This window comes from Stenotrophomonas sp. CFBP 13724, from assembly GCF_014841975.1.
Taxonomy (GTDB): domain Bacteria; phylum Pseudomonadota; class Gammaproteobacteria; order Xanthomonadales; family Xanthomonadaceae; genus Stenotrophomonas; species Stenotrophomonas lacuserhaii.
On record NZ_JACYUW010000001.1, the window covers coordinates 718,692 to 738,257 of the forward strand.

Genomic DNA, 19,566 nt, shown 5'->3' on the forward strand with positions numbered 1-19,566 from the left:
GGTGTCAGCCTGTGGCGAGCACCACCGTCCACTCTGCTTCCAACGGTTTATCCTCCCCCACGCTGCGCGGCAGCAGGGTGACGGTCTCGCGATCTTCGGCAGACAGCGCCTGGTAGAGCAGGTCGCTGTCATTGAGTGGCTCGCCACTGAAATAGATCTGCGTCACCAGGCGATCATGCTGGCCGCGGATGTCGAAGTGGATGTGCCGCGTGCGAAACTGATCCGGGCCGGTCCCGATGGGATACGCTCCGGGGACGATGGTCAGGAAGCGGAACCTCCCCTCCGCGTCGGTTTCCTGTCGACCAAACCCCTGGAACGCAGGGTCAAGCGGCGCAGCCTCGTTGGCGTCGGTGGCATGCGCGTAGCGCCCGTGGGTGTTGGCCTGCCACATCTCGATCCAGGCGCCTGCCACCGGCTGGCCCAGGGTGTCGACGACGCGTCCACGCAGGTCGATCCGGGTGCCCTGCGCAACGCCCGGCTGTCCATCGACGCGGGTAAGGTCCGCGTCCTCGTCCAGCGGTCGCTGGATGGGATAGTACGGACCCATGATGTCCTCCACGGTGATCCGGCGTTGCTGCTGCGCGGCGGTGGTGGTGGTGAACAGGGCGGTGGCCGCCCACCCGGCGGCCTGCAGGGCGTGGCGTCTGCTGATCGTTGCTGACATTTCGTTTCTCCGATGAGGATCGGCGCACCGCATGTGCGCCGCACTTCATCATCGATATGCCGCGATGCGGTGCCGTGTGCTCCATCTCGGTATAAGCACAAGCGTTCGATTCGGCGGTACTCGCCTCAATCGACAATTGCGCCGCCGCGCGCCTGCGGCTTGAGCCGGATGTAGACCTGCTTGCGCACGCGTGCGATCACCTCTCCGGAAGCATCCAGTACGTCGTTGCTGTACCAGCGCAGTTGCTTGCTGCCATCGGCAGCGGCCGAGCGGATTTCCGCGAGCATTGCGTCATCGATGCGGAAGGTCGCACGTACCGTCCCGCGGCCGGGTTTCAGGAATTCGATCTCGCCGGCGCGATCCCAGACGTAGTAGTCGCGGCCCAGGTTGTTCATCAGCCCCAGCATCCAGAACGGATCGGTCATCGCGAACAGGCTGCCGCCGAAATGGGTGCCGACATAGTTCCGGTTCCACGGACGCATGCGCAGTTCGACGACGATGTCGCGGTAATCCGGCGACACCCGGGTTACGTGGATGCCGGCGAACAGGAAGGGCGGCCACAGATTGATGCCGTGGCGGAACAGGCTGGCTTTCATGGTGGACCGGCGCCGCAGTGGGGAGGCCAGTGTAACCATGCGGGTGCGTATGGAAAAGTCTGATGGGGAGGGCGGGGTTTCAGCCCTCATCCAGTACATAGCCGTCGCGGCCATTCGCCTTGGCCCGATGCAGTGCGGCGCCTGCGCCGGCCACGAACGCCTGCACGGACAGTTCCGGGTCCGGCACCCGGCAGAATGCGCCGATGCTGAGGGTCACCTTCGAGGCGGCCGGATCGGTCGCGGCAGAGGCAAGCCGACGTACATCGTCGATCAGGTCCTCGGCCACCTGGAGGGCACCGCCCGGCGCGGTATCGGGAAGGATCATCGCCAACGCATCGTCGCCAACGCGGGCAGCGGCGTCGCGTGGTCGGCGGGCATGGGCGGCCACCAACCGGGCGACCGCGACCAGCACCTGCTCGTCGGCGCGATGACCGGGCCGGAGGGGGTGGCCCATGCCGCGCTGCACCTCGATCAATACGACGGTGAGCGGCCTGCGCGCGCGCTGCCCGGCCTCGCGCTCCTGCTGCAGGGTGTGGTCGAAGCGCTGCCGGTTACCCAGCCCGGTGAGCGTGTCCAGCCCGGCCCGTCGACGCCATCCGGCGATCGACCACGCGGCGACTGCCGTGATGCAAGCGAGCGCCACGACCCACGCGGCCGCGGGCGCCCACCACAGGTTGCCGGACCGCAACAATCCCAACGCAAGCAGCAAGGGCAGGACCAGCCCGACCATCACGCCCACCACGGTGGCGGTGCGCCCGCCACAGACCCCAAGCACGCAAAGCGCCACCACCAGCGCGCTGATGCCGTCTTGCCAGGTCCCTGCCATGACCTGCAGCCTGCGTGACTGCAGCAGCATCGAAGCTACGTGGGCCTGGAATCCGGTTGCGCTGATTCCGGATCCGCCTGCGCCTGGGGGACGCAGGCGCGGAGCGATGGCAGGGGCGGCAGGCCCCACCAGGACGCGCCGGCCGTGCAGCAGGGAGGGCGCCACCCGACCTTCCAGCACCTCGACATAGGACAGCTGCGGGACCCCCTGTGGCCCCGCGTATCGAAGGCGGACGTAGTCGTCGCCGACCCATTGGAAAGGCGCGGCGTGCTGTTGCCGAACCGGCAGGCCCTTCTTGCGCTCGGGCAGGTCGGCAAGTGCGACGCCCAGCGCTGGCCAATGGGCTGATCCGATGCCGGCATGCAGGAAAATACCGCGTGCCACCCCATCGGCGTCGACGTGCACCTCTGCGTGGCCCAGCGCGGCCGCATTGGCGGTCATCCGTGCAATGGGTAGCCGTTCTTCGGCCAACCGGCCGTCGCGGGCCGGTACCGCCAGCACCGGCAACACCACCTGGCCGTTGCGCGCGATCGCCGCCGCCAGGGCGGCGTCGGCGCCCGCATGACGGTCAGGTTCGGACAACGGCAGGTCCAGCAGCACCCGCTTGCTGCCGGCCTGGGTCAGCCGGTCCAACAGGCGCGCGTGCACGCTGCGGGGCCAGGGCCACGGGCCGATCTGCTGCAGGCTTGCCTCATCGATGGCGACGATCAGCAGGCTGGGGTCGGCTGGGTAACTCCAGCGGGCGACGTAGTGATCGAAGATCGCCTCGTCCACTGCGCCCAGCCATCGGCCATGGCTGGCGGCAGCAGCGGCCAGCCCGGCAGGCAGCGCCAGCAGCAGCCGATAGCGCCAGGCCAGCGGCTGCCGCTTCATCGCCGCCGCCAGCCGCATGGGGTTACCCCTTCAGCAATCACGCGATCCTCCCCCGGGAAAGATCGGTGGAGCGATGCCCTCGGCCGGCTGGCCGGGTTTCATTCCCCCGAATGAACCGTGACGTCTAGGACGCCACCGGATCAGTATCGCGTGCCGGCCGCAGGCCGGTTCTGAACGTATTTACCTTCAGAACAGCAGCGCGGCCATCTTCCGCCGGTACTGGCTGACCAATGCGGGGTCGGTGATCACGTTGAAGGCATCGATCAACGCCTTGCGCGGCAGGCCGTCCTGGAAACTGCGATCCACCCGCAGCATCTCCAGGAACTGCTCCAGCGCCGCCGCGTCTTCGCCTGCCAGCAGCAACTGCACGCCGCGCAGGTGGCGGGCGGCCAGGTCGCCAGCATCGGCCGTGATGCGCGCTTCCAGCGCTTCCGGGGCCGGTGCATCCTTCAGGGCCGAAGCGAACGAAAGGCGGGCGCGGGCGCGCACGGCGCGGTCATCGGTGGCCAGGTTGGCCGGCAGTCCATCGATCAGGGTGCGGGCTTCGTCCACCCCGCCGATCTGCAGCAGGGCGACGGCCAGGTCCAGACGCAGCTCGTCCTTGCCCGGTTCGGCCGCGATCTGCGCGCGAAGCACGTCGACCTGCGCCTGCGCATCCAGCGGCTCCGGCTCGGCTTCGGCCACCGGCTCGGCCGGGGCGATGCCGTGCTGGGCCAGGAACTCACGCAACTGGCCTTCGGTCACTGCGCCGGGGAAACCATCCACCAGCTGGCCGCCCTTGACCAGGAACACGGTCGGCACCGAACGGATCTGGAACGCCGCGGCGATCTGCTGTTCCTTGTCCACGTCCACCTTGGCCAGCTGGAAGGCACCGTTGTATTCACCGGCCAGCTTTTCCAGCAGCGGTCCGAGGGTCTTGCAGGGCTCGCACCAGGCCGCCCAGAAATCGACCAGTACCGGCGTCTGCAGGGACTTCTGCAGCACTTCGGCTTCGAAGGTTTGGGTGACAGCGTCGAATACGTTCGGCAGTTCGCTCATGGAAACTCTGGATCTACGGCGGGAGATCGATTCTATGGTGGCGGACGCTTGCGGCTTCAACCCACCGCCGGTTCGATGTTCCACAATAGGGTCCCCGATTTCCCGAGTGCCGCTCCATGCCGACCCTGCTTCCGCGCCGTCTCGAGAACCTGCTCGGTCCCGCCGCGGCGGTGGGGTGGGTGCTGTCCGTGGCCGGTTTCGGCGTTGCGCTGGACGGCTTCGAGCAGGGGCGCCATCCCGTGGCGCTGCTTGGGGCGGGCGGCATCGCCCATGCACTCGGCTTCAACCTGCTGGGTTGGGTGCTGCCGGGCCTGCTCGCCACGGCGATGGCGCTGTGCCTGCTGGCGCGCCTGCCGGCCGGCAGCAGCTGGCTGCTGCGGGTGGCCGGCCAGCTGCTGGTGCTGGCCGGACTGGCCTTCGTCGGCATGGGCCTGTTCCCGTTGGACGTGCAGGACCTGGACGGCCCGGCCAGCCAGGCGCATGCCAGCGCATGGATGGTGTGGGCACTGGCGTTCATTGCCGGCACGCTGATGCTGGGCGTCGGCAGCTGGCGCAGATCGCCGCCGTTGGCGCGGCTGGCGCTGGGCTGCGGGCTGGTCGCGGCGGTCACCGCTTTCGCCCTGCAGGGCGTGGTGCCTGCACCGCTGGCGCAGCGGCTTACCTTTGCGGCGTGGGCGTCATGGCTGCTGCTGGGGCTGCGCCTGCTGGGCCCGGCCGAGACCCGCCGGTAAGCCGCCGGGAGCGGTCGGGGGGCCGCCTGTCGGCCGGATTGGAGGCTTTTGCCGCACTGCGGTACCCTGTGCCGCTTTGCCGCCGCACTTGTGTGTTCCATGACCAGCGTCGAACCCAACGCCTACGACCCGCAGCAGGTTGAATCCGCCGCCCAGCAGTTCTGGGACGGTACCCGTGCCTTCGAAGTCAACGAGACCTCGGACAAGCCGAAGTACTTCTGCCTGTCGATGCTTCCGTACCCGTCGGGCGCGCTGCACATGGGCCATGTGCGCAACTACACCATCGGTGACGTGATCAGCCGCTACAAGCGGATGACCGGGCACAACGTGCTGCAGCCGATGGGCTGGGACGCGTTCGGCCTGCCCGCCGAAAATGCCGCGATCAAGAACAAGACCGCGCCGGCCAAGTGGACCTACAAGAACATCGACCACATGCGCAGCCAGCTCAAGTCGCTGGGCTATGCCATCGACTGGTCGCGCGAGTTCGCCACCTGCAACCCGGACTATTACGTCCACGAGCAGCGCATGTTCACCCGCCTGATGCGCAAGGGCCTGGCCTACCGCCGCAACGCGGTGGTCAACTGGGATCCGATCGACCAGACCGTGCTGGCCAACGAGCAGGTCATCGACGGCCGCGGCTGGCGCTCCGGTGCGCTGGTGGAAAAGCGCGAGATCCCGCAGTGGTTCCTGCGCATCACCGATTACGCCCAGGAGCTGCTGGACGGACTGGACGAACTGGATGGCTGGCCGGAATCGGTAAAGACCATGCAGCGCAACTGGATCGGCCGCTCGGAAGGGCTGGAGATCCAGTTCGCCGTACGTGATGCCGAGGGCAACACGCTGGACCCGCTGCGCGTGTTCACTACCCGCCCGGACACGGTGATGGGCGTGACCTTCGTGTCCATCGCCGGCGAACATCCGCTGGCGCTGCATGCGGCCAGGAACAACCCGCAGCTGGCTGAACTGCTGGCCGGGCTGAAGCAGGGCGGGGTGTCCGAGGCGGAACTGGAAACCCAGGAAAAGCGCGGCATGGATACCGGCCTGAAGGCCATCCATCCAGTGACCGGCGAGCAGGTGCCGGTGTGGGTGGCCAACTTCGTGCTGATGGGCTACGGCACCGGCGCTGTGATGGCCGTGCCGGGCCATGACCAGCGCGACAACGAATTCGCCAACAAGTATGGCCTGCCGATCCGCCAGGTCATCGCACTGAAATCGCTGCGCAAGGACGAAACCGCGTACGACGCCAGCCGTTGGCAGGACTGGTACAGCGACAAGAGCCGCGAAAGCGAGCTGGTCAATTCCGGCGAGTTCGATGGCCTGGATTTCCAGGGCGCCTTCGAAGCCTTGGCCGAACGCTTCGAGCGCAAGGCCCAGGGCCAGCGCCGCGTGAACTACCGCCTGCGCGACTGGGGTGTAAGCCGCCAGCGTTACTGGGGCTGCCCGATTCCGGTGATCTACTGCGACAAGTGCGGCGCGGTGCCGGTGCCGGAAGAGCAGCTGCCGGTGGTATTGCCGGAAAACGTGGCCTTCTCGGGCACCGGTTCGCCGATCAAGACCGATCCGGAATGGCGCAGGACCACCTGTCCGGACTGCGGCGGCGCGGCCGAGCGCGAGACCGACACCTTCGATACCTTCATGGAATCGAGCTGGTACTACGCCCGCTACACGTCCCCGGGTGCCCGCGATGCGGTGGACAAGCGCGGCAACTACTGGCTGCCGGTGGACCAGTACATCGGTGGCATCGAGCACGCGATCCTGCACCTGATGTACTTCCGCTTCTATCACAAGCTGCTGCGTGACGCGCGGATGGTGGACAGCAACGAGCCGGCGCGCAACCTGCTGTGCCAGGGCATGGTGATTGCCGAAACCTACTACCGCGCCAACCCGGACGGGTCCAAGGACTGGATCAACCCGGCCGACGTGGACGTGCAGCGCGACGAGCGTGGCCGCATCACCGGCGCCACCCTGGTGGCCGACGGCCAGCCGGTCGTGGTCGGCGGCACGGAGAAGATGTCCAAGTCGAAGAACAACGGGGTGGACCCGCAGACCATGGTCGGCAAGTACGGCGCCGACACCGTGCGCCTGTTCTCGATGTTCGCCGCACCGCCGGAACAGTCGCTGGAGTGGAACGAAGCCGGCGTGGACGGCATGGCGCGCTTCCTGCGCCGGTTGTGGGCGCAGGTGCACAAGCATGCCGCCGACGGTGCGGCCCCGGCGCTGGACGTGTCCGCGCTGGACGCCGGCCAGAAGACGCTGCGCCGCAAGACCCATGAAACCATCGGCAAGGTCGGCGACGACTATGGCCGCCGCCACAGCTTCAACACCGCCATTGCCGCGGTAATGGAACTGATGAATGCACTGGCCAAGTTCGATGACGCCACGCCGCAGGGCCGGGCGGTGCGCCACGAAGCCCTGCAGGCGATCGTCCTGATGCTCAACCCGATCACCCCGCATGCCAGCCATGCGCTGTGGCAGGTGCTGGGTCATGGCCAGACGCTGCTGGAAGACCAGCTCTTCCCGCAGGCCGACCCAGCTGCCCTGGTACGCGATGCACTGACCCTGGCGGTGCAGGTCAACGGCAAGCTGCGCGGCACGATCGAGGTCGCCGCCGACGCGGCGCGCGAGCAGATCGAAGCCCTGGCGGTGGCCGAACCGAACGCCGCCAAGTTCATGGAGGGCCTGACCGTGCGCAAGATCATCATCGTGCCCGGCAAGATCGTGAACATCGTCGTCGGCTGACCCCGGTCGCGCCGGCTGACGCCAAGCGCCGGTGGGTGACACCCAGCCCTGGTGGGTGACGACCGTTGGTCGTCACCGCCTTCCCAGGCCCCGATGATCAACCGTCATTCACGCCTCATCGGGCAGGCTGTATTGCCGCAGCCGCCCGGCTACTACAGACTGTGTCCATGACCCGAATCCTGCTTGCCCTTCTCTTCGCCCTCGGCCTGGCCGGTTGCGGCTTCCACATGCGCAACAAGCTGATGCTGCCGGCTGATACGGCAGCAGTGAAGGTGGTCTCGACCGCACCTTACAGCGAGCTGGCCAAGCTGCTGCGACGCAGCCTGCTGGCCTCCGGGGCGACCTTGGCCGACGACGACTCGACCGCGCCGGCCGCGCAGCTGCAGGTGCTGTCCGAACGCTGGGGTGACCTGCCGATCGCCATCGACGCGCAGGGCCGTGCGCAGGAATACAGCCTGCGCTACGCGGTGATCTTCATCTTCCGCCGCGAAGACGGCAGCGAACTGGTACCGCAGCAGGTGATCGAGCTGTCGCGCGATTACGTGTCCCCGCCGACCGACGCCACCGGTACCACCACCGAGCGCGAGATCCTGGCTGATGAGCTGCGCCGTGAAATGTCGGCCTCGATCATCCGCCGCATCGACAGCGTGGTGCGCAATGAACTGCGCGAAGGCCGCAGCATTTCGGCCCCGGTCGAGGCGGTCGACGGCCAGGCGATTCCGGCAGGCCCGGCGCCGGCCGGCGTCCCCGCCATCAAGACCACCATCCCGACCGCCAAGCCTGTCCCCGAACCGGCCGCCCCGCCGGTGCAGGACTGAGCCGGCACCCGGATGGAACTGCGCCCGGAGCAGTTGGCCAGCGCCACCGGTGGGCAGCCGCTGGCGCCCGTCTACCTGATTGCCGGGCCTGAAACCCTGCGCATTCTGGAAGCGGCCGATGCGGTGCGGGCGAAAGCGCGCGCCGAGGGCATCAGCGAACGCGAAGTATTCGATGCCGATGGGCGCGATTTCGACTGGGGACGGCTGCAGGCCGGGTTCAACGCACCGAGCCTGTTCAGCGCACGCCGCCTGATCGAAGTGCGTCTGCCCAATGGCAAGCCGGGCAAGGAGGGTGCCGAGGTCATCAGTGACTTCTGCGCCTCGCCGCCGCCGGACGTGGTGCTGTTGATCACCGCCAACGAATGGAGCAAGTCGCACCAGGGCAAGTGGGCCGATGCCGTGGGCCGTGCCGGCGTGATCTCGGTAGCGTGGGCGATCAAGCCGCACGAGCTGCCTGAGTGGATCGAGCGCCGCCTGCGTGGCAAGGGCCTGCGTGCCGATCCACAAGCGGTGCAGCGGCTGGCCGAGCGGGTGGAAGGCAACCTGCTGGCGGCCGCGCAGGAAATCGACAAACTGGCCCTGCTGGTCGAATCCGGCCAGGTGCTGGACGTGGAAAAGATGGACGCGCTGGTCGCCGATGCGGCCCGCTATGACGTGTTCCGGCTGGTGGAGTCGACTTTCTCCGGCCAGCCCACCGCGGTGCTGCGGATGGTGGCCGGGCTGCGCGCCGAAGGCGAGGCGGTGGCCGCCCTGATGCCGATCGTCATCCGCGAACTGCTGGCTGGCGCTGCATTGGCCCAGGTGCAGGCGCGGGGCGGCAACCTGGCCGCGGAAATGAAATCACGCGGCATCTGGGAGTCCCGCCAAGCGCCGTACAAGCGCGCGCTGCAGCGGCACCCGGAAGCCAAGCGTTGGGAGCGCTTCGTTGCCGAAGCCGGGCTGGTGGACCGCATTGCCAAGGGGCGCGCCGACGGCGATCCGTGGCTGGCGCTGGAACGCCTGCTGGTGGCGGTGTCCGAAGCACGCGCGGTACGCCTGCTGGCGCGTGCCTGAGCGCTGGCCATGGGCCTTCGCATCTATTACGGCGGTACGTTCGATCCGGTGCACAACGGGCATCTTGCCATTGCCCGAGCCGCACGCGATGCCTTGAACCTGCCGATACGGCTGCTGCCGGCGGCCGACCCACCGCACCGTCCGGCACCCGGCGCCAGCGCCGAGCAACGTTGCCGGATGCTGCAGCTGGCGCTTGCCGATGAAGCCGGATTGCTGCTGGACCGTTACGAACTGGAGCGCGCCGCCCGCCATCCGCAACGTCCGTCCTACACCGTGGATACCCTGACCGAACTGCGGCAGGCCTTCGGCGCGGATACGCCGCTGGCGTGGCTGGTGGGGGCGGACAGCCTGTTGTCGCTCGCCACCTGGCATCGCTGGCAGGACCTGTTCGGGCTGGCGCATTTCATCGTCGCCGAGCGCCCCGGCAGCAGCTTGCCGCAGGTGGTGGAGGGCGTGCTGGGCCAGGCACTGCACGGCCGCTGGACCGACCAGCCGAAGGACCTTGAAGGTGCAGCGGCAGGGCGTGTGCTGCGCCTGCATCAGCCGCTGCGCAGCGAGTCGGCCAGCGAGGTCCGCGCCCGCATCGCCGCCGGCGGGCCGTGGCAGCCGCTGGTGCCACCGGCGGTGGCTGATTACATCGCCGAACATCGGCTTTACGGCTGCTGACCCTCGGTGAATGCCTCCCGCGCCGGTCCCACGTATAATCCCCCCTACGTTTATCGAGTCGACCCGCTTTGAGCAACCAGCCCCAACCCCAGACCATCAAGGTCGAACTGCCCAACCCGCCGCCCTCCGTGGAGCAGCTGTTGGCCTGCGTGACCGACGCGACCGAAGAACTGAAAGCCAAGGACGTGGTCACCATCGACGTACGTGGCAAGTCCAGCGTCGCCGATTACTTCGTGATCGCATCGGGCACCTCGTCGCGTCACGTGAAGTCCATCGCCGAGGAAGTTGTCCGCTTCGCCAAGAAGCTGGACATGATGCCGCTGGGTGTTGAAGGCGAGCGCGAAGCCGAGTGGGTGCTGGTCGACCTGGGGGATGTCGTGGTCCATGTCATGCTGCCGCGCGTGCGCGAACTGTATGCACTGGAGCGCCTGTGGACGGTGGGTGACCAGCGTCGCCAGCATGAAGAAGAAGAAGGCCAGGACGACGAGGTCTGATCGACCGACCTGCTGCCTGTGGTGTACCCCGACGGCGCCGATGGCGCCGTTGGACGTTATGAGGATGCCTGATGAAAGCGCGACTGATCGCCACCGGTGAACGCGCCCCCAGCTGGGTGGCGCAGGGCTTTGCCGAATACCAGAAGCGGCTCTCGCACTGGCTGCCGTTCGAGCTGGTGGAGATCGAGCCGGGCCTGCGTGGCAAGGGCCGCGATGCGCGCCGTGCGACCGATGACGAAGGCAAGCGGGTGATTGCCGCGCTGCCGAAGAATGCCTACGTGGTGGCGCTGGACGTTCCCGGCCGACAGCTCAGCTCGGAACAGTTGGCGCAGCGGCTGGAGCACTGGCGCGGACAGGGCAGGGACCTGGCGTTCCTGATCGGCGGGCCGGAGGGGCATTCGTCGGAGGTGTCGGCGCTGGCGGATGAAAAATGGTCGATCGGCCCATTGACCCTGCCGCACATGCTGGTGCGCCTGGTCGTCGCCGAACAGCTGTATCGCGCCGCGGCGATGTTGGCCAACCACCCCTACCATCGCGCGTGAAGAGTCGTTATACTGGTCGTCTGCCCGAATAGCTCAGCCGGTTAGAGCACTTGACTGTTAATCAGGGGGTCGTTGGTTCGAGTCCAACTTCGGGCGCCATTTTGAAAACCCGCATCGCGAGATGCGGGTTTTTTTTGTGTGGCATGCTGCGTCCATCCTTGGCTGGAGCGTTACGATGGGTGAAATCATCACAGCGGGTATCGTCTTCACCTGCCTGAGCGCGGCGTCGATCGGCATGATGTACCTGTATCCGCGGCTCTCGGCCCGGCACCGCGACGATGAAACCAATACGGTCCTGCGGTTGGTGGCCAATATCTTCGTGGTGATGACCTCGCTGGTGTTCGGCCTGCTGATCAATTCGTCGAAGAATACCTTTGAAACCATCGATTCGAACGTGCACGGTTTTTCGACCAGCCTGATCATGTTCGACCGCTCGCTGCGGACGTACGGGGTGGAAACCGAGGAGACCCGGCGGCGGCTCAGGGAGTACATCGAGACCGCCATCGCCCATCCCGCGCGCAGCGACGACGCCCTCGTCCATCATCACGACCCCGCGGCCAACGCACTGGACCAGGTCGGTGGCGCGCTGGACCGCATCGCACCGTCGGATCGTTTCCACGAGGGGCTGCTGGCCGATGCACGACAGCAGTACCAGACCGTCGTGCTGCAGCGATGGAGCATCGTCGAACAGTCCGAAGCCAGCGTGCCGCGGTTGATCATCTGGATGCTGATGGCATGGTTGACGCTGATCTACGGCAGCTTCGGTTACCGCGCCCCGCATAACCCGATGGTGGTCGGCATGTTCCTGGTGTCCGCCGCGTTGATCGCCACCTCGGTGTATTTCGTACTGGACATGAGCGTGCCCTTCCATGGCCCGATCCAGGTGTCCGACGCACCGCTGCGCCGCGCACTGGCCGAAATCCAGCCATGAGGTAATGCGGCGGATGTGCCCGCCCCGGTAGCGCCGAGCCATGCTCGGCGGTAGGCTGCCGCAGCCAGAAACCACAGGCTCCCGGCGACGTCGATGAGCGGCCCTCGGGAGCCACGGACGTTTCCGCCGAGCATGGCCCGGCGCTACCAAGCAACGCGCCCTCGGGTGCAGAAAAAAGGCCGGGCACGAGGCCCGGGCTTGGTCACATCACACAGTGAAGCCGATCAGTTGAACGTGTACTTCGCGCCCACCGTGAAGTAACGCCCGATGGCGCCACTGAATTGCAGCGGGTTGTGGTTGATGCCGCCGTAGGTCGCCGAAATCCAGCCATGAGGTCACCCAGCGCATGTGCCTGCCCCGGTAGCGCCGAGCCATGCTCGGCGGTAGGCTTCAGCGGCCAGCATCGGCATCAGGAGCAGTATCTCATGGAGAAAAAACAAGCCGCCGCCATCGCAGAGGCGGTGCTCGACCCCCACCTGCAGGCACAACAGTACCGTTCCGCGGCATTGACGGCGGCCTCGCGTCAGCGGGCCCGAAATCGGGATGTCGCCTGGTTCGGCCTTGCCGGCTTGGTCGTGGGCATGCCGCTCGCCTGGCTGCTTGGTGCCGCGCCCGGCCACGGCGCGCTGCTGGGCGTGGGGGCAGGGTGCGTGCTGGGGTGCATCGCGCGCGTCCTCCGATCCACGCGTCGCCGTTAGTCATACCGCGGGCCGATGCGCGCGCCCAGAAAAAAGCCCGGGCACGAGGCCCGGGCTTGGTCACATCACGCAGTGAAATGGATCAGTTGAACGTGTACTTCGCGCCCACCGTGAAGTAGCGGCCGATGGCGCCGCTGAAGTGCAGTGGGTTGTAGTTGATGCCACCGTAAGTGGCCGGATCCAGCGGTGCGGTGCGGTCGAACACGTTGGCCACCGAACCGAAGATCTCCAGTCCATCCATCGCCTTCCAGTTGGCCGACAGATCGAAGGTGGTGAACGAAGCGACCTCGCAGTTGCCCGGGGCCGGGCTGCCATCGGCGCGGAAGTTCAGGCAGTCGTCTTCCTTGGTGCCGCCGGTTTCGGCCAGGTTGTCCATCGAACTGATGTAGTTGACGATGCCGCTGACCGACCAGTCGTGGTAGTTCCAGGTGGCGCCGAAGTTGATGCGGTCCTTCGGCGTGCCGATGCAGTTGGTGACATCGCAGTTGCCGTGGGTGCCGGCGTATTCGTGGGTGGTGTCACCCTCGGTACGCTCGAACTTGCTGGTATGGCTCCACTGCAGGTCCAGCCGCAGGTCGCCCGCCGTGCCCAGCGGGATGTCCTGGCGGATATCGGTATCGATACCCTCCACCTTCGACGCACTGGCATTCACGTAATTCGTGTTGATGGCCAGGATCGAGCCGGTGCCCGGCACGCCGTTGAGCAGGTCGGTATCGCGCAGCACGTTGCCCGATGCGATGGCATCGGCCGTCGAACCCTGCGCGATTTCATTGCTGCGCTTGATACGCCATGCGTCCACCGTGATCGACGTGGTGCGGGTCGGCTGCAGCACGATGCCCAGCGAGTAGCTCTTGGACTCTTCGGCTTCCAGCAGCGGGTTGGGGCGGGTGATGATCGCCACCGGCTGCTGGCCGCAATCGTCCTGGGTACCACCCGGGGCCGGTGTGCCGCCCGGGCAGCGGACCGGATCAAGCGCATTGGAGAACGCGGCCAGGCCACCGTCGCCGTTTTCGGCTGGGTTCGGTGCACGGAAACCTTCGGCATACGTACCGCGCACGGCGATCCAGTCGATGGGGGTCCACTTGAAGCCCACCTTCGGAGTCACCGAATCATCGCCGCTTTCGTATTTGTCATAGCGCGCGGCGGCGGTCAGTTCCAACGACTCCAGCACCGGCGCGGCCAGCTCGGCATACGCGGCGTAGACGTTCTGGGTACCGTCATAGGAGGAGAAGCCCAGGCCGATGATGTCGCCGGTATCGGTGTACGTCTGCGGCGACAGGCTGTTGGTGGTACGACGCCATTCGGTGCCCAGCGCCAGGCCCAGCGGGCCGCCAGCCAGGTCCATCAGCGAGCGGTTCACCTTGAAGTCGAACATGTCCAGGCTGCTCTTGGCGGTGGCCTGGATGGTCGGGGAAATGTAGTCGTACAGGCTCTGCGGATTGCCTTCCGCGCCGGCACCGATGTTCCATGTGCCGGCCGGGCAGGCCAGGTCGCCCAGCACGCACTGCACGGCGCTGTAACGCAGGAAGCCGTCGCGCTTGTTGACCAGGTTGGTGGACGAATGCAGGTAGCCGGTGTCGTAGCTCCATTCGCCCCAGGTGCCCTTTACCCCGGCCAGGAAGCGGATGAACTCGTTGTCGTTGTTGGTCTTGCGCGGGCCGACGTCGAAGGCGTTGTAGCGCACGCGCACCGGTTCGCCGTACGGGTTGTCGGGATGCCCGACCGCCAGTACGGTGGCGCCGGGGCCGCTGTTGGCGTTGACCGGGCCACCGGGATAACCCCACGCCCCGGACACGTTGGAGGGGGTGTTGTTGAAGGTGGTTTCCTTCTTGGAGTAGCCCATTTCCACGTAGGCTTCGGCGCTGTCGTTGAAGGCGAAGGTCGCACGTCCGAATACGTTGACGTACTTCTCTTCCGGGCTCAGGTCACGGTAGTCGGCCATGTCCCACAGGCAGCCGCCGCCTGGATCCTGCGGGGCGACACTGGAAAGGCCAGAACACCCGGGCAATGATTCCAGCAGGCCGGTGGTCGGGTTGAAGATGCTGCCGGTCGGCGAGTTGCCGCCGCCGCTGCCGTTGCCGGTGATCGCGCCACCAAGGAACTGGCTGCCGCCGGCGCTGTAGCCCCAGCGACGCAGGTCGCCGGTGCCGATCCAGTCGCGGTTGCGGCGGTCGCTTACGCGGATGCCATCGGACTTGCCCACGTCGATGCTGGCAAAGGCGTTCCAGCCATCTTCGGACAGATTGCCGGTACCGGCGGTCAGAGTGGCCTTGCGCGCATCGCCGTCACTGTCGCCGGACAAGCCATAGGAGCCGCGCAGGATCACGCCTTCGAAGTCACTGCGCAGGATGATGTTCACCACGCCGGCGATGGCGTCCGAACCATAGGTCGCCGACGCGCCGTCCTTCAGGACTTCCACGCGCTCCACGGCATCCAGCGGGATGGTGCTGAGGTCTGTGAAGACCTTCTGTCCGTCATCGGCCAGGCCATAGGTGGCCATGCGCCGTCCGTTCAACAGCACCAGAGTGGAACCAGCGCCCAGGCCGCGCAGCGAAATGCCGGCGCCGCCGCCGGCGAAGCCGTTGCCGAAGGTCTTGGGGATGGAGCCGGAGCCGTCCGAAGTCAGGGTCTGCAGGTATTCGGCGACCGTGGTCTTGCCGGTACGGTCGATCTCTTGGCGGGTGACCACCTGTACCGGCGAGGGGGTTTCGGTATTGGTGCGCGGGATGTTGGAGCCGGTGACGGTGATCCGGTCCAGATTGGTGGCGGGGTCCTGCGCGAAGGCCGTGGTGGATCCGGCGGCCGCGATCAGCAGGGCGCTGCCAGCAAGGACGTGGGTGATGGACGTGGCAAGCGACGTGCGGCGGCTGGCACGTGGAAGGGTCGGGTATTTCACAGCTCTCTCCTGACTGGGAATACGTAGTGGCGTGTCCTACCGCAGGCCCCCTTGCCCCGCGATGTCGCCAATCTAGGTTTCTTTCAGGTGACGCAAGAGTGAAATTTTGCTTAATCGGGACCGCTTTGTGACGTGCGTCAGGAAGCAGGACAGGGGGTGACATCCGTCACCCCCTGTCGCGCCTTACTCTGGCAAGGAGAACTCGATCGGCACCAGGCCCACCGAGGACGTGGCCACGCCGTCCTGCATGGACGGTTCGAATCGCCACTGGCGCAGCACCTGCTGGCGCGCAGCAAGGTCCAACGCACGCGAACCGCTGCTGCGTTCGATGGAAACCGCAGTGGGGCGGCCCTCGGCACTGACTTCCACCCGCAGCAGGACGGTGCCCTGCTCACGGCCACGCAGGGCGGCGATGGGGTAGGCCGGCGGCGGGGCGGAGCGGTACCGCAGCTGTACGCCAGGGCCGCTGCGGGTAGGCGTAGCGGTCTGCAGGGGCACGCTCGGAACGGGGGCGGGCTGCGGTTCGGCGGCGGGCACGGCGTAGGCCGGGACCTGTTCGGTGACGGTGGTGGGGGTCGGCAGGTGCGTCGGCTGGGGTTTCACCACGGTCTGCGGCGGTGCGACCTGCTGGACGACTTCCGGCGGAACCGGCGTGGGCGGCAGTGGCTTGTCCGGGGTGATCCAGCGGATCTGCGGGGCCTCACGTGGCAGGGGGGCAGCCACGTAGGCGGCGGGGATGACCAGCAGCATGAAGGCCAGCACGTGCAGCGCGATGGCGGTGCTCCATGCAGCGATGCGGGCGGGGTCGAAGCGGAGCGGGACTACCGGGTACGTACGAACCATGGTTCACCTCCATGCAAGCCAGCAGGGGGACGTCATCGGGGCCGGTGGGTGCCGGTGGACCAGCAATAGCGCGGGAAGCGCGGCCTGCCCAGCGGGGCAGGCGCGTTCGTTTTGTCAGCAGTCAGGTAAAGCGGGGGTGCTGCGTAGTGACGACCAACGGTCGTCACCCACCAAAAGCGGTCGTCGCCCGCCCCACGCCGGCTCAGCGGCCCAGTTCGAACACCACGTCCAGGTTCACCGATACGGTGGTTTCACCGGCGGCCACCGGGGTGCTGGCCATGTCGGCGGCCATCGGCGCGGCGGCCGCGCGCATCATCACCGGGCGGAAGCCGCCACCGCTGCTTTCGGAGATGCTGACGATGCGGCGCACCTGCAGGCCCAGCGACTTGGCGTAGGTCTGCGCACGGGCCTGTGCCTTCTTCAGCGCGGCCAGGCGGGCTTCGTCATACACCGGCTCCGGTTGGTCGATCTCGAAGCTGGGGCCGTTGATCTGGTTGGCGCCCTGTGCGGCCAGCGCGTCCAGCACCTTGCCCAGCTTGGCGATGTCACGCACCTTCAGGCTGACGGTGTTGCTGGCCTGGTAGCCGGTGATCTTCGGTGCCTCGTTTTCGGCGTAGCGATACTGCGGGCTCAGGTTCACTCCGCTGGTCTGCACGTCGCGCTCGGCGATGCCGGCGGCCTTGATCGCGGCCAGCACCGTGTCCATCTTCTGCGCGTTCTCGCGCATGGCGGTGTTGCCGTCCACGGCCTGGGTAACCACGCCGGCGGAAAGCGTGGCGATGTCCGGCACGCGGCTGGCTTCGGCGTTGGCCGATACGTTGAGCAGGGTGCCTTCCACCGGGGCGATGGCAGGGGCCGGTACGGCGGCTTGAGCGGTCACGGAAGCTCCCAGGGCGAGGGACAGGGCGAGCAGCAGGGGCGAGAGGACAGGGTGACGCATGGATATCTCCTTGAAGGCCATCGAGGTTGCTGGCGAGGGGATGAACGCGTTGTGAGCCGGAACGGGGTTGCGCATGACCGCGGCAGGTTGCCTGCGATTCAGGCCGTGCGCGCAGGGTATGCTGTGTCGATGCTCTATCTTGCCTCCCGCTCCCCCCGCCGCAGTGAATTGCTTGCCCGCCTTGGCCGTCCGTTCCAGACCCTGGACCTGGACGTGGCCGAAGTGCGCGCTGCTGGCGAAACGCCGCGCGATTACGTGCAGCGCGTAGCCGCCGACAAGGCCCGCGCCGGACTCGCCCACATGCTGGCCGCCGATCCCGAAGCGGTGGTGGTCGGGTCGGATACCGAAGTGGTGCTGGGTGAGCGCGTGTTCGGCAAACCGGCTGATGCCGAGGATGCCGCCGCCATGCTGGCCGCGCTGTCCGGCCGCACCCACCAGGTGATGACCGCCGTGGTGCTGGCTTCTGCCGGCGGCCTGTCGGTGGACCTGGTGGTGTCCGAGGTGACCTTCGCGGCGCTGGATGATGCCCGCATCGCCGCCTATGTAGCCACCGGCGAGCCGTTCGGCAAGGCCGGTGCATATGCCATCCAGGGAGAAGCAGAGCGCTTCATCACCCATCTGGCCGGGAGCTATTCCGGCGTGATGGGATTGCCGCTGTACCAGACCGACCGGCTGCTGGCCGGCGCGGGCTTGCCTTCCTACCCTGTTGCCGCCACGGAGGCTGCCGTACATGTCTGAAGAAATACTGGTCAACGTGACCCCCCGCGAAACCCGGGTGGCGGTGATCGAGAACGGCATGCTGCAGGAGCTGCACATCGAACGTGGCTGGCGCCGCGGGGTGGTTGGCAACATCTACAAGGGAAAAGTGCAGCGGGTGATGCCCGGCATGCAGGCCGCGTTCGTTGAAGTGGGGCTGGAGCGCGCCGCGTTCCTGCACGCCAACGACGTGGTGCGGCCGGCCCCGGTGGCCAGCCCGGACACCGATGGCACCACCTTGCCACCGCCCTCCAGCGTGCCCATCGTGGAGCTGCTGCGTGACGGCCAGGACATCGTGGTGCAGGTGGTCAAGGACCCGATCGGCACCAAGGGCGCGCGCCTGACCACCCAGATCAGCATCCCCTCGCGTTACATGGTGCTGCTGCCGCAGTCGAAGGTGGTCGGCGTTTCTGCGCGCATCGAAGACGAAGGCGAGCGCGCACGCCTGAAGGCGCTGGTCACCGAACTGTCGGCCCAGCACGGCGGCTACGGTTACATCGTGCGCACCAACGCCGAAGGCCAGCCGGCCGAGGCGATTGCCGAAGACGTGGCGTACCTGTCGCGGGTATGGAACGTGGTCGAGCGGCGTGGCCGCGAAGCCGCTTCGTGCAGCGTGATCTATGAAGACCTCAGCCTGCCGCTGCGTTCGGTGCGCGACCTGATCCGCAAGGACGTGGACAAGGTGAAGGTCGACTCCAAGGAAACCTTCGTGCAGCTGCAGGCCTTCGTGGCCAAGTACATGCCGGTGCTGGCCGAGAAGCTGGAGCTGTACGCCGGCGACCGTCCGATCTTCGACATGTTCGGCGTGGAGGACGAGATCGGTCGCGCGCTGGACAAGCAGGTGCCGCTGAAATCCGGCGGCTACCTGGTGATCGACCAGACCGAAGCGATGACCACCATCGACGTCAACACCGGTTCGTTCGTCGGCCAGCGCAACCTGGAAGAAACCGTTTACCGCACCAACCTGGAAGCGGCGCAGGCCGTTGCCAGGCAGCTGCGCCTGCGCAACCTCGGCGGCATCATCATCATCGATTTCATCGACATGGTGGACGCCGAGCACCGTCGCCAGGTGCTGCGCACGCTGGAAAAAGCACTGGCCCGCGACCATGCCAAGACCACTGTCTACGACTTCTCGCCGCTGGGTCTGGTGGAGATGACGCGCAAGCGCACCGTGGAAAGCCTGGAGCGCCAGCTGTCGGAAACCTGTCCGCAATGCAGTGGCCGTGGCAGCATCAAGACCACCGAGACGGTCACCTACGAAATCTTCCGCGAGATCACCCGTGCGGTGCGCCAGTTCGAAGCGGCGCGCCTGCTGGTGATCGCCTCGTCGAAGGTGGTGGCCCGCATAACCGACGAGGAATCCACGGCCGTTGCCGAACTGGAAGAATTCCTGGGCAAGAGCATCCGCTTCCAGGCGGACGACCAGTACCTGCAGGAACAATTCGATGTGGTCCTGCTCTGA

Annotated in this window: 18 protein-coding genes and 1 tRNA gene; 12 read left to right on the forward strand and 7 right to left on the reverse strand. The window is 66.9% G+C overall.

The genetic code is table 11. From position 1 onward, the window contains the following. Window positions 1-4 precede the first annotated feature (4 nt). The 4 genes from IFT63_RS03100 to trxA all read right to left on the reverse strand — a co-directional run bounded on the left by IFT63_RS03100 (window position 5) and on the right by trxA (window position 3,997). Complete coding sequence (locus IFT63_RS03100; protein WP_192083217.1) at window positions 5-664, reverse strand: protocatechuate 3,4-dioxygenase; 660 nt, start codon at window positions 662-664, stop codon at window positions 5-7. Window positions 665-789: 125 nt separating this feature from the next. Then, window positions 790-1,260, reverse strand: a complete 471-nt coding sequence (locus IFT63_RS03105; RefSeq protein ID WP_192083218.1) for a DUF4442 domain-containing protein — start codon at window positions 1,258-1,260, stop codon at window positions 790-792. 79 nt (window positions 1,261-1,339) lie between these two features. Further along, on the reverse strand, window positions 1,340-2,977 hold the full coding sequence (locus tag IFT63_RS03110; RefSeq protein WP_342450431.1) for a CHASE2 domain-containing protein: 1,638 nt from the start codon (window positions 2,975-2,977) through the stop codon (window positions 1,340-1,342). Window positions 2,978-3,145: 168 nt separating this feature from the next. Continuing rightward, on the reverse strand, window positions 3,146-3,997 hold the full coding sequence (gene trxA / locus IFT63_RS03115; RefSeq protein ID WP_192083219.1) for a thioredoxin: 852 nt from the start codon (window positions 3,995-3,997) through the stop codon (window positions 3,146-3,148). 116 nt (window positions 3,998-4,113) lie between these two features. Between trxA and IFT63_RS03120 the strand changes: the two genes are divergently transcribed. The 10 genes from IFT63_RS03120 to IFT63_RS03165 all read left to right on the forward strand — a co-directional run bounded on the left by IFT63_RS03120 (window position 4,114) and on the right by IFT63_RS03165 (window position 12,669). Then, on the forward strand, window positions 4,114-4,728 hold the full coding sequence (locus tag IFT63_RS03120; RefSeq protein ID WP_192083220.1) for a DUF998 domain-containing protein: 615 nt from the start codon (window positions 4,114-4,116) through the stop codon (window positions 4,726-4,728). A gap of 99 nt (window positions 4,729-4,827) precedes the next feature. Beyond that, a complete protein-coding gene (gene leuS / locus IFT63_RS03125; protein ID WP_042612234.1) occupies window positions 4,828-7,467 on the forward strand; it encodes a leucine--tRNA ligase in 2,640 nt (879 codons plus the stop codon). Between the two features lie 167 nt (window positions 7,468-7,634). Further along, a complete protein-coding gene (lptE, locus tag IFT63_RS03130) occupies window positions 7,635-8,285 on the forward strand; it encodes an LPS assembly lipoprotein LptE (RefSeq protein ID WP_042612235.1) in 651 nt (216 codons plus the stop codon). A 12-nt stretch (window positions 8,286-8,297) separates the two neighbouring features. Further along, window positions 8,298-9,338 (forward strand): DNA polymerase III subunit delta, encoded by a 1,041-nt coding sequence (holA, locus tag IFT63_RS03135; protein WP_192083221.1) that lies wholly within the window; start codon window positions 8,298-8,300, stop codon window positions 9,336-9,338. Window positions 9,339-9,347: 9 nt separating this feature from the next. After that, on the forward strand, window positions 9,348-10,004 hold the full coding sequence (gene nadD, locus IFT63_RS03140) for a nicotinate-nucleotide adenylyltransferase (RefSeq protein WP_192083222.1): 657 nt from the start codon (window positions 9,348-9,350) through the stop codon (window positions 10,002-10,004). Window positions 10,005-10,072: 68 nt separating this feature from the next. Then, window positions 10,073-10,498 carry a ribosome silencing factor gene (gene rsfS, locus IFT63_RS03145; RefSeq protein ID WP_042612238.1) on the forward strand — a complete coding sequence of 142 codons (426 nt, stop codon included), beginning with the start codon at window positions 10,073-10,075 and terminating at the stop codon, window positions 10,496-10,498. Between the two features lie 71 nt (window positions 10,499-10,569). Next, on the forward strand, window positions 10,570-11,040 hold the full coding sequence (gene rlmH / locus IFT63_RS03150) for a 23S rRNA (pseudouridine(1915)-N(3))-methyltransferase RlmH (protein WP_057508755.1): 471 nt from the start codon (window positions 10,570-10,572) through the stop codon (window positions 11,038-11,040). Between the two features lie 22 nt (window positions 11,041-11,062). After that, window positions 11,063-11,139, forward strand: a tRNA-Asn gene (locus IFT63_RS03155). Between the two features lie 76 nt (window positions 11,140-11,215). Beyond that, complete coding sequence (locus tag IFT63_RS03160; protein ID WP_192083223.1) at window positions 11,216-11,971, forward strand: hypothetical protein; 756 nt, start codon at window positions 11,216-11,218, stop codon at window positions 11,969-11,971. A 425-nt stretch (window positions 11,972-12,396) separates the two neighbouring features. Then, a complete protein-coding gene (locus IFT63_RS03165) occupies window positions 12,397-12,669 on the forward strand; it encodes a hypothetical protein (RefSeq protein WP_192083224.1) in 273 nt (90 codons plus the stop codon). 82 nt (window positions 12,670-12,751) lie between these two features. On the opposite strand, the gene IFT63_RS03170 is transcribed toward IFT63_RS03165, so the two are convergent. From IFT63_RS03170 to IFT63_RS03180, 3 genes are all read right to left on the reverse strand, one after another. Then, window positions 12,752-15,565 (reverse strand): TonB-dependent receptor, encoded by a 2,814-nt coding sequence (locus IFT63_RS03170; RefSeq protein WP_192083225.1) that lies wholly within the window; start codon window positions 15,563-15,565, stop codon window positions 12,752-12,754. A 183-nt stretch (window positions 15,566-15,748) separates the two neighbouring features. After that, window positions 15,749-16,408 (reverse strand): energy transducer TonB, encoded by a 660-nt coding sequence (locus IFT63_RS03175; protein ID WP_192083226.1) that lies wholly within the window; start codon window positions 16,406-16,408, stop codon window positions 15,749-15,751. Window positions 16,409-16,610: 202 nt separating this feature from the next. Beyond that, the gene (locus IFT63_RS03180) at window positions 16,611-17,348 is read right to left on the reverse strand and encodes an SIMPL domain-containing protein (protein WP_042612282.1); all 738 of its coding nucleotides are present in this window, start codon (window positions 17,346-17,348) and stop codon (window positions 16,611-16,613) included. Window positions 17,349-17,477: 129 nt separating this feature from the next. Between IFT63_RS03180 and IFT63_RS03185 the strand changes: the two genes are divergently transcribed. Next, window positions 17,478-18,086, forward strand: coding sequence for a Maf-like protein (locus IFT63_RS03185; RefSeq protein ID WP_192083227.1), 609 nt, complete (start codon window positions 17,478-17,480; stop codon window positions 18,084-18,086). Then, window positions 18,079-19,566: a ribonuclease G gene (gene rng / locus IFT63_RS03190; protein ID WP_042612244.1), complete on the forward strand. Its 1,488-nt coding sequence runs from the start codon at window positions 18,079-18,081 to the stop codon at window positions 19,564-19,566. The genes IFT63_RS03185 and rng overlap by 8 nt, the downstream gene beginning before the upstream one ends.